Raw genomic sequence first — 13,947 nt, forward strand, 5'->3', positions numbered from 1 at the left:
CGACTGATCGGCCACTCTTTTCAATGGACTTTTCTAGCTCGGGCGTTTTCTCATGATTCAAGCAGCCTCGATGGACCAGCGAAGCTTTCGCAAGCTGTTGAGCCGTAACATCGGTCTCCCCCTGGGGGTTGGCCTGCTCGGGGCCGTGGCCTTCGTCGCGGTGATCAACTACCTGCTTTCGGCCATGCAGTGGGTCGAGCACACCGACCGGGTGATCGGCAACGCCAACGAAACGGTCAAGCTCTCGATCGACATGGAAACGGGCATGCGCGGCTTCCTGATCACGGGCGACGAGCGCTTCCTTGACCCTTACGAGGTGGCCAAGCCACGCATTCTCGGCAGCCTGCAAAGCCTGCGCAGCATGGTCGAGGACAACCCGCAGCAGGTTGACCGTATTGACCGGCTGATGGCCTTGCAGCGGGCCTGGAACGACTTCGGTAACGAGATGATCAGCCTGCGCCGCAGCCAGGGCGATTACCAGGCCTCGATCGGCAATGGCCGGGGCAAGCGCATCACCGATGAAATCCGCAAGGAGTTCGATGACCTGATCATTACCGAACAACAACTGCGCATGGCCCGTACCGAAAAAGTCAGTACCGTCACCGTGACGGCGATTTCGGCTTTCGTGCTGTTCATTGTCGGTCTCAGTGCATTGCTGGCCTACCTGGGCCGTCGTGACCTGCTGGCACTTTCGGCCAACTACGCTGAAAACCTGCAGGCCCAGCAGCGTTCGGCGCAGCGCCTGGAGCACCAGGCCTGGCTACGCAACGGCCAGACCCAGCTGGCGCAGCAGGTGCTCGGGCAGCTGACCTTGCCCATGCTCGGCGAGAACATCCTGCGCTTCTTTGCCTCTTATCTGGGCAGCGTGGTGGGCGCCGTGTACGTGCGCGACGAGCATGGCCGGCTGGTGCGTGTGGCCTGTTATGGCCTGAGTACCGAAGCGCAGGCCCGCGAGCAGGTTGAGTCGGACCACCATGGCCTGTTGGCCCAGGCGGTCCGCGAAGGCCGCTTGCTGCGCCTGGACGATCTGCCCGAAGACTACTACCGCCTCAGTTCCGGCCTGGGCAGTGGCTTGCCGCGCAGTGCATTGCTGATGCCGGCGACCGAAGACGGGCAGATCAACGGGGTGATCGAGCTGGGTTTCCTGCGCCCTTTGCAAGAACGGGATGAAGAGCTGCTGGAGCGGGTCGGCGGCAACCTGGGCATGTCGATCGAGAGCGCCCGTTATCGCCAGCGCCTGCAGGAAGTGCTGGCCGAAACCCAGCAACTCAATGAAGAGCTGCAGGTGCAGCAGGAAGAACTCAAGACTGCCAACGAAGAGCTCGAAGAGCAGTCACGGGTGCTCAAGGAGTCTCAGGCCCATCTGGAAACCCAGCAGGCCGAACTCGAGCAGACCAACGAGCAGTTGTCGGATCGCACCGAAGCGCTGGACCGCAAGAACGATGAGCTGAGCCAGGCGCAGCTGGAGCTGCAGGCCCGTGCCGACGACCTGCAGCGATCGAGCAAGTACAAGTCCGAATTCCTCGCCAACATGTCCCATGAGCTGCGCACGCCGCTCAACAGCTCGCTGATCCTGGCCAAGTTGTTGGCTGAGAACGGTGAAGGCAACCTCAGTGAGGAGCAGGTCAAGTTCGCCGAATCCATCTACTCGGCCGGTAACGATCTGCTCAACCTGATCAACGACATTCTCGATATCGCCAAGGTCGAGGCCGGCAAGCTCGAAGTACGGCCCGAGACCACCCAGGTCGAGCGCCTGGTAGAAGGCTTGCGCGGCATGTTCCAGCCGCTTGCCGGTCACAAGGGGCTTGCCTTCGAGGTCAAGGTCGAGCCGCAGGTACCGGTCACGCTGTTCACCGACCGTCAGCGCCTGGAGCAGATCCTCAAGAACCTGTTGTCCAACGCCATCAAGTTCACCGAGCGTGGCCAGGTCAGCATGAACGTCAGCTTCCAGGCTGGCAGCGGTATCGTGTTCGCAGTCCGTGACACCGGCATCGGCATTGCGGCCGATCAGCAGCAGGCGATCTTCGGCGCCTTCCACCAGGTCGATGGCACCAGCAATCGCCGCTATGGTGGTACTGGCCTGGGGCTGTCGATCTCCCGTGACCTGGCGCATTTGCTCGGTGGCCAGATCAATGTCGACAGCAGCCCTGGGCAAGGCAGCGTGTTCAGCCTGATTCTGCCGGAGCGCTACGCCGCCGAGGCCGAAGACGTCGAGCCGCAAAGCCTGCGCCCGGCCGTCGATGCGTTGCCGCCCGCACCGCAAGCGCCGTTGGCCGCCGCTGTCATGCGCCCGGCGCCGGCCTTTGCCGACGACCGCGAGCGGGCCCCTTTCGATACCCGTTGCATTCTGGTGATCGAAGACGAGCCCAACTTTGCCCGCATCCTCTTCGACCTGGCCCATGAGCTGGGCTATAGCTGCCTGGTGGCCCATGGCGCCGACGAAGGCTTCGAGCTGGCAGCCCAGTACATTCCGGATGCGATCCTGCTGGACATGCGCCTGCCCGACCACTCGGGCCTCACCGTCCTTCAGCGCCTCAAGGAGCAGGCCAGCACCCGCCATATCCCGGTGCACATCATTTCGGTGGAAGACCGTGTCGAGGCGGCCATGCACATGGGGGCGGTGGGGTATGCGGTCAAGCCCACCAGCCGCGAGGAGCTCAAGGAGGTGTTCGCTCGCCTTGAAGCCAAGCTTACGCAAAAGCTCAAGCACATCCTGCTGGTGGAAGACGACGACCTGCAGCGCGAGAGCATCGCCCGGCTGATCGGCGACGACGATGTCGAGATCACGGCCGTGGCCATGGCCCAGGATGCCCTGGCGCTGTTGCGCCAGAACATCTACGACTGCATGATCATCGACCTCAAGCTGCCAGACATGCTCGGCAACGAGCTGCTCAAGCGCATGACCGCCGAGGATATCCGCGCCTTCCCGCCGGTGATCGTGTATACCGGCCGCAACCTCACCCGCGAGGAAGAAGCCGATCTGCTCAAGTACTCACGCTCGATCATCATCAAGGGCGCACGTTCGCCGGAGCGCCTGCTCGACGAAGTGACGCTGTTCCTGCACAAGGTCGAATCGCAGCTGTCCAACGAGCGTCAGCGCATGCTCAAGACCGCGCGCAGCCGCGACAAGGTGTTCGAGGGCCGCAAGGTGCTGCTGGTGGATGACGATGTGCGTAATATCTTCGCCCTGACCAGTGCCCTGGAGCACAAGGGCGCCATTGTCGAAATCGGCCGCAACGGGCGCGAAGCCATCGAGCGCCTGGAGCAGCACGACGACATCGACCTGGTGCTGATGGACGTGATGATGCCGGAGATGGACGGCTTCGAGGCCACCCGCCTGATCCGTCAGCAACCGCGCTGGCGCAAACTGCCGATCATCGCCGTGACCGCCAAGGCCATGAAGGATGACCAGCAGCGTTGCCTGCAAGCCGGTGCCAATGATTACCTGGCCAAGCCGATCGACCTGGACCGCCTGTTCTCGTTGATCCGTGTCTGGCTGCCGCAACTGGAGCGAATTTGACTAGCGAACGCAACACCGACATCGAGATCCGACTGCTGATCGAGGCGATCTACCTCAAGTACAGCTACGATTTCCGCAATTATTCCGGCGCTTCGATCAAGCGTCGGATCCTCCACGCGCTGCGTCAGTTCGATTGCCTGACGGTGTCTGCGCTGCAGGAGCGTGTGCTGCACGACCCGGGCATGTTCATGCAACTGCTGCAGTACCTGACGATCCCGGTCAGCGAGATGTTCCGTGACCCTGACCACTTCCTTGCCGTGCGCAACGAAGTGGTGCCGCTGCTGCGTACCTGGCCCTCGATCAAGGTCTGGATCGCGGGCTGCAGCACGGGGGAAGAGGTGTATTCCATGGCCATCCTGTTGCGTGAGGAAGGGCTGCTTGAGCGCACCATCATCTACGCCACCGACATCAACCCGCATTCGCTGGACAAGGCCAAGCAGGGCATCTACTCGATGCAGAGCATGCGCGAATACGAGGAAAACTACCGCCTGGCCGGTGGCCGCCGAGACTTCGCCGAGTACTACACCGCCGCCTATGGCAACGCCATCATGGATAGCAGCCTGCGCGACAATGTCACCTTCGCCGACCACAGCCTGGCCACCGACAGCGTGTTCTCCGAGACCCAGTTGGTGTCGTGCCGCAATGTGCTGATCTACTTCAACAAGGACCTGCAGGATCGGGCGCTGGGCCTGTTCCATGAGTCGCTCTGCCACCGCGGTTTCCTGGTGCTGGGTAGCAAGGAATCGGTGGATTTTTCGGCCTACAGCGATCGTTTCGAGCCGCTGGTCAAGCCCCAACGGATCTTCCGTAAATCATGAGCGGTGTACGTGCAGTGGTGGTCGGCGCCTCGGCCGGTGGCGTGGCGGCATTGTTCCAGGTGCTCGGCGCGCTGCCATCGACGTTCGCCATACCGGTGCTCTGCGTGCTGCACTTGCCGGACGACCGCCACAGCCAACTGGCTGGCGTGCTGCAGCGGCGGCTGCATCGGCCGGTGTGCGAGGCACGTGACAAGGAGAGGATCAGCGGCGGGCAGATCTATGTGGCAGGGCCGGGTTACCACTTGTCGGTAGAGCGCGACCTGACGCTGTCGCTGAGCCAGGAAGAACCGGTGCATTTCTCGCGCCCAGCGATCGACTTCCTGTTCATCTCGGCGGCCGATGCCTATGGCGACAGCCTGCTGGGTGTGCTGCTTACCGGCGCCAACGAAGACGGCGCCAGGGGCCTTGCCTACATCAAGAACAATGGGGGGCGCACGATTGTCCAGGACCCTCGTGACGCACAGGTTGCCCTGATGCCGGAGGCCGCCCTGGCCCTGCACCAGCCCGACCATATTCTTACTCTGAGCGGTATCGGGCAGTTGCTCGCGACCCTGGAATACAGCGCATGCTAAGCCACACCATCGCCAAACTGCTGATTGTCGACGACTTGCCGGAAAACCTGCTGGCGCTCGATGCCCTGATCCAGGGCGAGGACCGCGAGGTGCACCAGGCACAGTCTGCCGAGGCTGCCTTGTCGTTGCTGCTCGAGCACGAGTTCGCACTGGCCATTCTCGATGTGCAGATGCCGGGCATGAACGGTTTTGAACTGGCCGAGCTGATGCGCGGTACCGACAAGACCAAGCACATCCCGATCGTCTTCGTCAGCGCGGCGGGTCGCGAGATGAATTATGCCTTCAAGGGCTACGAGAGCGGGGCCGTGGACTTTCTGCACAAGCCGCTCGACACCCTGGCGGTGAAAAGCAAGGTCTCGGTGTTCGTCGACCTGTTCCGCCAGCGCAAGGTGCTTGGCCGGCAGCTGGAAGCCCTGGAGCAGAGCCGCCAGGAACAGGAGCTGTTGCTCAGCCAGCTGCAGGTGGCACGGTGTGAGCTGGAGCACGCCGTGCGCATGCGGGACGACTTCATGTCGATCGTCTCCCACGAGGTGCGCACGCCGCTCAATGGCCTGATCCTGGAAACCCAGTTGCGCAAGATGCACCTGGCACGGGGCAACCTGGACGCCTTCAGTGTCGACAAGCTGCAGGCCATGGTCGAGCGCGACGAACGGCAGATCAACAGCCTGATCCGGTTGGTCGAGGACATGCTCGATGTTTCGCGCATCCGTACCGGTAAACTGTCGCTGCGGCCCAAACTGTTTGACCTGGGCCAACTGGTGCGTGGGCTGGTGGAAAACTTCACGGCGCAGGCCATGGCCCTGGACACACACATCGAATTGCAGCGTTGCGAAGCGCTGAAGGGGGAGTGGGACGAATTCCGGATTGAACAAGTAGTGGCGAACCTGTTGTCCAATGCAATGCGTTACGGCGAGCGCAATCCGGTGCAGGTACGGGTGTTCGAGCAGGGCGGCATGGCCTGGGTGCAGGTACAGGACCACGGCATCGGTATCAGCGCCGTCAACCAGCAGCGGATCTTCCAGCAGTTCGAGCGGGTCTCTGCCCAGCAGGCCAGCGGAGGGTTGGGCCTGGGGTTGTACATCTCCGAGCAGATCGTCCAGGCACACGGTGGCCGGATACAGGTTGAAAGCGAGGAGGGCAAGGGTGCCACATTCACCCTGCAATTGCCGATGGCAATATTCAAAGAACAAAACGACCAGGCGCGGGCAACCTCTGTGTAAGCCTGGGGTCTGATGGCCAACTGTAAGTATTTCAAGGCGTTAACATGAGTGAAGATGCACAAGATGTGGTTCTGGTCGTCGAGGATGAACCGGCGATTCGCATGATTTTGCGCGATTACCTGGCGGGTGAGGGGTACCACGTCCTGGTGGCTGAGGATGGCGAGCAGGCGTTTGCCATCCTGGCCAGCAAACCGCACCTGGACCTGATGGTGACAGACTTCCGTTTGCCGGGGGGGATCTCGGGGGTGGATATTGCCGAGCCCGCGGTGAAATTGCGGCCCGACCTGAAGGTGATTTTCATCAGCGGCTACCCGGCGGAGATTCTCGAATCTGGCAGCCCGATCACCCGCAAGGCACCTATCCTGGCCAAGCCGTTTGACCTGGATACCTTGCACGAGCAGATCCAGTCGCTGTTGCGCTGAGGCATCCGGCCTTTTCGCGGGGCAAACCCGCGAGGAGGCCGTTGCAGGCTATCGCAGCGTCCGCTCAATCCCGCCGACCAGCAAGTTTTCCATCAGCTCCAACCCTTGCGCTTCAGGCAGTGCTTTGAGCAACCCCGGCAGCTGGTTGAGAAACGTCGCCAGTACATGCGCTGTAGCGTCCAACGCTTGCCCCGGCAGTTTCGCTTGCGGTGCGATCAAGCGCAGCAAACCCGCCTCATAGCGCTTGCGCAACGATGCCAGGTGCGCCTGTTGCGCCTCACTCAAACAACACAAATCCCGCTCGGCCAGCCGAAACTGCAGCGGCCGTTCGGCATGCAACTGCCAGTGCGCAGCAATCAGGCAGCTCAATGCCGATGTCCCCCGGGCCATGGCCCGGCGGGCCTGGTCCAGGGTGGCCTGCAGCTCTTCATACAACTCTTCGATCAAGTCGTACAGCAGGTCCTGCTTGCTGGGAAAGTGATGGTACAGCGAGCCGGCGGTCAGCCCCACATGGGCCGCCAGCTCGCGCATGCTGACCTGGCCAAAGCCCTTTTCGGCAAACAATGCCATGGCCCGGTCACGTCGCTCCTCAAAGTTGGCACAGCGCATTGCGGCATTGACCGGGGGCATGGCGCTTGGTCCTCAGTAGGTGAAGAAACCGCGACCGCTCTTGCGCCCCAGCCAGCCGGCCGCGACCATTTCCTTGAGCAGCGGAGCAGGGCGGTACTTGCTGTCGTTGAAGCCTTCATGGAAGGCCTCCATGATCGCCAGCAGGGTGTCCAGGCCGATCAGGTCGGCCAACGCCAGCGGGCCGATCGGCTGGTTGCAGCCCAGGCGCATGCCGGTGTCGATGTCCTCGGCACTGGCCAGGCCTTCCTGGCGCACGAAGATCGCCTCGTTGATCATTGGCACCAGGATGCGGTTGACCACGAAGCCCGGACGGTTGCCGGCGGTGATCGGGGTCTTGCCGACTTTTTCGGTCACCACCAGCGCCTGGGCGTAGGTGTTGTCGCTGGTCTGCAGGCCACGAATGATTTCGACCAGCGCCATCATCGGTACTGGGTTGAAGAAGTGCACACCAATGAAGCGCTCGGGGTGCTCGATGCTGGCGGCCAGTTGAGTCACCGACAGCGACGAGGTGTTGGTGGCGATCAGGCAGTCGGCGGCAACGTTGGCTGCCACCTGCTGCAGGATGCGCTGCTTGAGCTGCAGGTTCTCGGTAGCCGCTTCGATCACCAGGTGTGCAGCGCTGAGCTGGGTGTAGTCGGTGCTGGTGCGAATGCGTGCTTTGGCGGCTGCGGCCTTGTCGGCGTCGAGGGTGCCTTTGCTGACCTGGCGCTCGAGGTTCTTGCTCAAGGTGGCCACGCCGCGCTCGAGCGCTGCGTCGGAAACATCCACCAGCAGCACCTGGTAGCCGGCAATGGCGCACACCTGGGCAATGCCGTTGCCCATGGTGCCCGCGCCGATCACGGCGATCTGTTCAATGCTCATGTGTCAGTCTCCCTCAGACGCGCTCGAACACGACGGCGATGCCTTGGCCACCGCCGATACACATCGTGGCCAGGGCGTAGCGGCCCTGGATGCGCTGCAGCTCATGGATGGCCTTGGTGGCGATGATCGCACCGGTGGCACCCACCGGGTGGCCCAGGGAAATGCCCGAACCGTTGGGGTTGACCTTTTCCGGGTCGAAGCCCAGCTCGCGGGCCACGGCGCAGGCCTGGGCAGCGAAGGCCTCGTTGGACTCGATCACATCCAGGTCTTGTAGGTTCAGGCCGGTTTTTTCCAGCACTTTGCGGGTGGCCGGAATCGGCCCCAGGCCCATCAGCTCGGGCTCCACCCCGGCGTGGGCATAGCCCACCAGGCGTGCCAACGGTTTCAGGCCCAGGCGGCGCACCGCGTCACCGGTGGCCAACACCAGGCCGGCGGCGCCATCGTTGATACCGCTGGCGTTGCCGGCGGTGACGGTGCCGTCTTTCTTGAATACCGGCTTCATACCGGCCAGTTGTTCGGCGGTCACATCAGCACGCACATGCTCGTCGACACTGAACTGCACGCTGCCTTTGCGGGTTTTCAGCTCCAGCGCAGCGATCTGGCTGGCGAAGCGGCCCTCGGCAATGGCACGCGCGGCACGGCGCTGGCTGGTCAGGGCCAGTTCGTCCTGCATTTCGCGGGTAATGCCGTGCTTGGCCGAAACGTTCTCGGCGGTGATGCCCATGTGGAAGTGCTGGAACGGGTCCTGCAGCACGCCGACGGTATAGTCGATGCCTTGCAGGTCACCCATGCGTGCACCCCAGCGCGCCTGTGGCAGCAGGTAAGGGCCACGGCTCATGGATTCGGCGCCGGCTGCGACGGCCACATCGGTGTCGCCCAGCAACAGGCCCTGGGCCGCAGAGACAATAGCCTGCAGGCCAGACCCGCACAGGCGGTTGACGTTGAATGCCGGCGTTTCCTTGGGGATGCCAGCGTTCATTGCCGCTACCCGTGCCAGGTAGGCGTCACGCGGTTCGGTGGGGATCACCGTGCCCATCACCAGGTGGCCGACTTGCTCGGCGGCCAGGCCCGAACGCTCGATGGCGGCGCGGGTCACGGCGCTGGCCAGGTCGGCCAGTGGCAGGTCCTTGAGGGAACCGCCGAAGCCACCAATGGCTGAACGGACGGCACTGACGACGTAGATTTCTGCGCTGCTCATGAGGGCTCCGATTGCGAAGGCGTGGCGGGACCGGGCCAGGCTCTGCGAGAATGGTGGGCGGCCCCGGAGTGGGATCGAGTCTAGGCAAAGGCTCTGTTGCCGCCTATGCCGGATCTGTTCAAACAACCTGGCACTTTTTGCCACTCAGCATAGACAGCGAAAACCGCCATGCGCGAAAGCGATTCAGTCGCCGTGTACTTCCTCAACGCCATGCTCCACGCCCTGCGCGACACGCCCGCCGAGCGTGATGCCCAGCTGCGTGCGGTGGGCATTGCCCCGCAGCTGCTCGATCAGCCTCAGGCGCGGGTGCCGGCCAAGGCGTTCGCCCAGCTGTGGCTGGCGTTGATCCAGCGCCTGGACGATGAGTTCTTTGGCCTCGACAGCCACGGCATGCCGCTGGGCAGTTTTGCCCTGATCTGCCGGGGTTTGATCCTCGAGCCGAACCTGGAAAAGGCCTTGCGCCAGTGCATGGGGGGCTTCGGCCTGTTCCTGCGTGACCTGCGTGGCAGCCTGACGGTACGTGGCGGGCGGGCGCTGATCAGCGTGCAGTCGAACATTGCCGACCCATTGACCCGGGTCTATGCCGAGGAAACCTACCTGGTGCTGATGATCGGCATGCTGTGCTGGCTGGCCGGGCGGCGGATTGCCATCGACCGCACGGAGCTCGCGGTGTCGCGCCCGGCCCAGGAGGACGACTTGCTGCTGTGGGGGCCGGACCTGCGCCTGGGCAGCGGACGCACCGAGGTGGAGTTCGACAGCGCTTACCTGCGCCTGCCGGTGGTGCAGGACCGGGCGGCTTTGCAGACCTTCCTGCGCAGTGCGCCACAGGGCCTGGTGATCCGCTTTCGCAATCAGAACGGGCTGGTGGCTGAGGTGTATCGGCACCTGCGGGCATTGCGCTATGGACAGTGGCCGACATTGGCCGCGCTGGCGCAGCAGCAGGGGGTCAGTGCCAGTACCTTTCGCCGGCAGTTGGAGCGGGAGGGGCGTTCGTACCAGCAGATCAAGGATGAAGTGCGCCGGGCCATGGCCTTCGAGCGGCTGCGCGAAGGCGCGTTGAGCATTGCCGAAATTGCCGAGCAGGCGGGGTTTCAGGAACCGAGTGCCTTCCACCGGGCGTTCAAGAAGTGGACCGGGCAGAGCCCTGGAAGCTACCGGGCGCGGCTGGCCGGCCTGCGTTCTACCTGTGGGAGCGGGCATGCCCGCGAAGAAACCAACGCGGTGGATGGCACCGGCTCTGCCGGTGTTCGCGGGTAAACCCGCTCCTACAGGGCACGCACAGAATTGTGGGAGCGGGCATGCCCGCGAAGAACCAACGCGGTGGATGGCACCGGCTCTGCCGGTGTTCGCGGGTAAACCCGCTCCTACAGGGCGTAGAATTGTAGGAGCGGGCTTGCCCGCGAATAGGCCTGCACAGGCCACCCGAAAGGATCAGGCCGGCACCATGGCAAAGCCGACGCCGAACCGGTTCCAGGCATTGATGGTGGCAATTGCCAAGGTCAGGTTGGCCACCTCGGCCGGCTCGAAGTGTTCCTGCAGGGCTTCATATTGCCCCTGCGGCGCACCCTGTTCTGGCAAGCGGGTCAGGCTCTCGACCCAGGCCAGCGCAGCACGTTCACGCGGCGTGAAGTAGCTGGTGTCCTGCCACACGCACAAGGTCTGCAGGCGTGCTTCGGTCTCACCGGCCTTGCGCGCATCGTTGGCATGCAGGTTGACGCAGTAGGCGCAGCCGTTGATCTGCGAAGCGCGCAGGCGTATCAGCTCCAGCAGCGAGTTTTCAAGGCCGCTGTTAGCCAGCGCCTGCTCCAGGCCGACCATGGCTTTGTAGGCTTGCTGCGCGTGTTTGGCCCATTCGATACGGTTGTGCATGTCAGTCTCCAGGCGTGTGGGGGTGGATATGGCGCTACTGTAGCGCCGCTCATTGGCCACCCCGATAGCCAATTTTGCGCATAAGCGGGAGGCCAATCGTCCATTCAGGTGGCCACTGACCTGCATCCAATCTCTTCATTTCTGCCAAGCCAGCCGAGCCGGGATAATGGCCAGCTCCTGCTAAAAGAGAACCGACTCACAATGAGCGCTGTACTGAACCTGTTGCTGGTGATCCTGCTGGCGTTGAACCTGCGGCCGATCCTGACCAGTATCGGCCCGTTACTCGAACCGATGCGCGCCAGCACCGGCCTGGGTTACCAGCAGGCCGCCTTGCTGACGGCGCTACCGGTGCTGTGCATGGGCCTGGTGCCCCTGTTGCAACCGTGGCTGCGACGCTGGGTCAGCGAGCACGGCGGCATGCTTGGGGGCCTGACCGCCATTGCCTTGGCCTGCCTGTGGCGCCTGCAACTGGACAGTGCCTGGGCGCTGATCGCCAGTGCGCTGGTCGCCGGCCTGGGCGTGGCGGTGGTGCAGGGCATGATGCCGGGGCTGGTCAACCGCTGGTTCCCTGGCCGTCTGGCCGGGGCGATGGGGCTGTACTCGGCGGCGCTGATGAGCGGCGGCGGCTTGGCGGCAGTACTCGGTCCACACATCAGCGGCCATTTCGGTTACTGGCAGGCGGGCCTGGGCGTTTGGGCGATCCCGGCCGTGCTGGCGGTGCTGGCCTGGGCCGTGCTGCGGCCAAGGCAGGAGGCGCCAAAGCTGTCTGGGGCCGCAGGCGGGCACTGGTTCGGCACCCGCCGGGCGTGGTTGCTGGCCCTGTACTTCGGCCTGATCAACGGCGGCTACACCAGCATGGTGGCCTGGTTGCCGGCTTACCACATTGAGCACGGCGGCAGCGCTCAGGGCGGTGCCGATCTGGTGGGCCTGATGACCGTCTTTCAGGTGCTCGGTGCGCTTGGCCTGCCGCTGCTGCTGCGACGTTGGGCCGACAGGCGCCCGGGTTTGTGGCTGGCGCTGGCGATCCAGCTGGCGGGCTTCCTGGGGCTTTTGCTGGCACCTGCGGCGGCTTCCGGGCTTTGGGTAGCCATGATCGGGTTTGGCTTGGGTGCCTGCTTCAGCCAGTGCCTGACGTTGACCCTGGAACACCTGAAAACGCCTGCCGAGGCCGGCAGCCTGGCGGCGTTCGTACAGGGTATCGGCTTTATCATCACCGGCATCGTGCCGTATATCACGGGTTGGCTGCGGGATGTCAGTGGCGACTTCCAGGCTTCGTGGACGCTGTTGACCGTGACCGTGATGGCAATGCTGCTGGTGACGGCGTGCTTCAACCCGCGCGGCTATGCGACGGCTATCGCCCGGCCGGCCGCAACCGGCAAGGCCGCACCGGTCAACTGAGGCGTTGCAGGGTATCGCGTACCCGGTCCAGCGCCGGGTCGATATCCAGCAGTTCGATGGCGCCGAAGCCCATCAATAACCCCGGGCGGACCGGCGCCTCGCTGAAGAAGGGTGCCAGTGAATACAGGCCGACCTCTACCTTGCGCGCGAGGTTGGCCAACAGTTCCACATCCACTGCGGGCGTAGCCAAGGCACTGAGGTGGAAGCCTGCGCTGGCGGGGATGGCGCTGAACCACGGTGCCAGATCGCCGCCAAGGCGCGCCAGGATGCGCTCGCGGCGTGCACTGTAGACCTCGTGGCAGCGGCGGATGTGCTTGTTCAGGTGGCCTTCGCCAAGGAAGCGCGCCAGCGCCCACTGCAGCAGGGTCGGGCTGTGCCAATCGCTAAGGTGCTTGGCCACGCAAGCGGCCTGCAGTACGGCAGGTGGTAATACGGCATAGCCCAGGCGCAGCTCGGGCAGCAAAGTCTTGGAGAAGGTCCCGACATAGGCGACCAGCCCATGCCGGTCCAGACGCTGCAGCGCGTCCGAGGCTGGCCCGTGGTAGCGGAACTCACAGTCGTAGTCGTCTTCGATGATCAGTGCACCCAGCTCGGCGGCCCGCGCAAGCAGGGCATGCCGGCGTGGCTCGCTCATCGGCATGCCCAGCGGGAACTGGTGCGAGGGTGTGACGTAGATCAGCCGGGTGCCATCGGCGATCTGTTCCACGCACAGGCCCTCATCGTCCACCGGCACCGATTGCAGGCGTGCCCCCAGGGCCAGGAACAATTGCCGTGCCGGCGGGTAGCCAGGATCTTCCATGGCCACCTGGCAGCCCGGTTCGACCAGCACCCGGGCGATCAGGTCCAGCGCCTGCTGGGCGCCGTTGCACACCAGCAGGTCGGCTGCGCTGCAGTGCACCCCGCGCGAGTAGGCGATGTGGTGGGCAATGGCTTCGCGCAGTTCCGGCAAGCCCTGGGCCGGGAATTGTCGCTCGGGGTGGCGCTGGCTACGGCGCAGTGCGTAGTTCAGGCAACTGCGCCACTGGTCGAAGGGGAACTGTGCCTTGCTCGAAGCACCCCCGACGAAGTCATAGCGCGATGGCGCCTGCACCTGGCGTTGGCTGAGCACGGTGGCGCGCTGCTGCCAGCGCTCGAGGGAGGCGGCGCCGGCCAGGGGTATGGTGGCTGATTCGTTACTGCGCAGCGGATGGCGTGGGGTGACGAACGTGCCACGGCCGACCACGCCGCTGAGCAGGTTATCGTAGGTCAGCCGCGAATAGGCCTCGGCCACTGTCTTGCGCGATACGCCCAGTTGTTCAGCCAGCAGACGGGTGGGCGGCAGTTGGGTACCGGCGGCCAGGTGGCCGCTGTCGATACCGTCGCGCAGTTGCTGGTAAAGCTGATCGGCCAGGCCTTTGCGGCCCTCCAGGCGAATGTGCAGTTCCATGGGCGGGTCCGGA

Annotated in this window: 12 protein-coding genes; 7 read left to right on the forward strand and 5 right to left on the reverse strand. The window is 63.9% G+C overall.

The annotated features are described in order from the left end of the window. Nucleotides 1-52 precede the first annotated feature (52 nt). The 5 genes from REH59_RS11595 to REH59_RS11615 are packed head-to-tail and all read left to right on the forward strand — an operon-like array spanning nucleotide 53 to nucleotide 6,552. The gene (locus REH59_RS11595; RefSeq protein ID WP_265536636.1) at nucleotides 53-3,520 is read left to right on the forward strand and encodes a response regulator; all 3,468 of its coding nucleotides are present in this window, start codon (nucleotides 53-55) and stop codon (nucleotides 3,518-3,520) included. Continuing rightward, nucleotides 3,517-4,338, forward strand: a complete 822-nt coding sequence (locus tag REH59_RS11600; RefSeq protein WP_003256179.1) for a CheR family methyltransferase — start codon at nucleotides 3,517-3,519, stop codon at nucleotides 4,336-4,338. The genes REH59_RS11595 and REH59_RS11600 overlap by 4 nt, the downstream gene beginning before the upstream one ends. Continuing rightward, entirely contained in the window at nucleotides 4,335-4,910 is a 576-nt protein-coding gene (locus REH59_RS11605) for a chemotaxis protein CheB (RefSeq protein WP_014859101.1), read from the forward strand. Before REH59_RS11600 ends, REH59_RS11605 begins: the two co-directional genes overlap by 4 nt. Beyond that, nucleotides 4,904-6,130 carry a hybrid sensor histidine kinase/response regulator gene (locus REH59_RS11610; RefSeq protein WP_014859100.1) on the forward strand — a complete coding sequence of 409 codons (1,227 nt, stop codon included), beginning with the start codon at nucleotides 4,904-4,906 and terminating at the stop codon, nucleotides 6,128-6,130. The genes REH59_RS11605 and REH59_RS11610 overlap by 7 nt, the downstream gene beginning before the upstream one ends. Nucleotides 6,131-6,174: 44 nt before the next feature. Continuing rightward, nucleotides 6,175-6,552 carry a response regulator gene (locus REH59_RS11615; protein ID WP_003256176.1) on the forward strand — a complete coding sequence of 126 codons (378 nt, stop codon included), beginning with the start codon at nucleotides 6,175-6,177 and terminating at the stop codon, nucleotides 6,550-6,552. A gap of 48 nt (nucleotides 6,553-6,600) precedes the next feature. On the opposite strand, the gene REH59_RS11620 is transcribed toward REH59_RS11615, so the two are convergent. From REH59_RS11620 to REH59_RS11630, 3 genes are read right to left on the reverse strand one after another with little or no spacing between them, the layout of a single operon-like run. Further along, a complete protein-coding gene (locus REH59_RS11620) occupies nucleotides 6,601-7,182 on the reverse strand; it encodes a TetR/AcrR family transcriptional regulator (protein ID WP_014859099.1) in 582 nt (193 codons plus the stop codon). 12 nt (nucleotides 7,183-7,194) lie between these two features. After that, the gene (locus tag REH59_RS11625) at nucleotides 7,195-8,043 is read right to left on the reverse strand and encodes a 3-hydroxybutyryl-CoA dehydrogenase (RefSeq protein ID WP_003256174.1); all 849 of its coding nucleotides are present in this window, start codon (nucleotides 8,041-8,043) and stop codon (nucleotides 7,195-7,197) included. A gap of 13 nt (nucleotides 8,044-8,056) precedes the next feature. After that, nucleotides 8,057-9,241 carry an acetyl-CoA C-acyltransferase family protein gene (locus tag REH59_RS11630; RefSeq protein ID WP_014859098.1) on the reverse strand — a complete coding sequence of 395 codons (1,185 nt, stop codon included), beginning with the start codon at nucleotides 9,239-9,241 and terminating at the stop codon, nucleotides 8,057-8,059. Between the two features lie 168 nt (nucleotides 9,242-9,409). On the opposite strand from REH59_RS11630, the gene REH59_RS11635 reads away from it, so the two are divergent. Further along, nucleotides 9,410-10,498, forward strand: a complete 1,089-nt coding sequence (locus REH59_RS11635) for an AraC family transcriptional regulator (RefSeq protein ID WP_004576025.1) — start codon at nucleotides 9,410-9,412, stop codon at nucleotides 10,496-10,498. 174 nt (nucleotides 10,499-10,672) lie between these two features. Here REH59_RS11635 and REH59_RS11640 read toward each other — a convergent pair whose 3' ends face one another. Continuing rightward, nucleotides 10,673-11,110: a carboxymuconolactone decarboxylase family protein gene (locus REH59_RS11640; protein ID WP_014859097.1), complete on the reverse strand. Its 438-nt coding sequence runs from the start codon at nucleotides 11,108-11,110 to the stop codon at nucleotides 10,673-10,675. 201 nt (nucleotides 11,111-11,311) lie between these two features. Between REH59_RS11640 and REH59_RS11645 the strand changes: the two genes are divergently transcribed. After that, nucleotides 11,312-12,508, forward strand: a complete 1,197-nt coding sequence (locus REH59_RS11645) for a CynX/NimT family MFS transporter (RefSeq protein ID WP_014859096.1) — start codon at nucleotides 11,312-11,314, stop codon at nucleotides 12,506-12,508. On the opposite strand, the gene REH59_RS11650 is transcribed toward REH59_RS11645, so the two are convergent. After that, nucleotides 12,501-13,934: a PLP-dependent aminotransferase family protein gene (locus REH59_RS11650; protein ID WP_014756217.1), complete on the reverse strand. Its 1,434-nt coding sequence runs from the start codon at nucleotides 13,932-13,934 to the stop codon at nucleotides 12,501-12,503. The genes REH59_RS11645 and REH59_RS11650 overlap by 8 nt on opposite strands. Nucleotides 13,935-13,947 lie beyond the last annotated feature (13 nt).

Origin of the sequence: Pseudomonas sp. BO3-4 (assembly GCF_034044115.1) — a bacterium.
Taxonomy (GTDB): Bacteria; Pseudomonadota; Gammaproteobacteria; order Pseudomonadales; family Pseudomonadaceae; genus Aquipseudomonas; species Aquipseudomonas alloputida.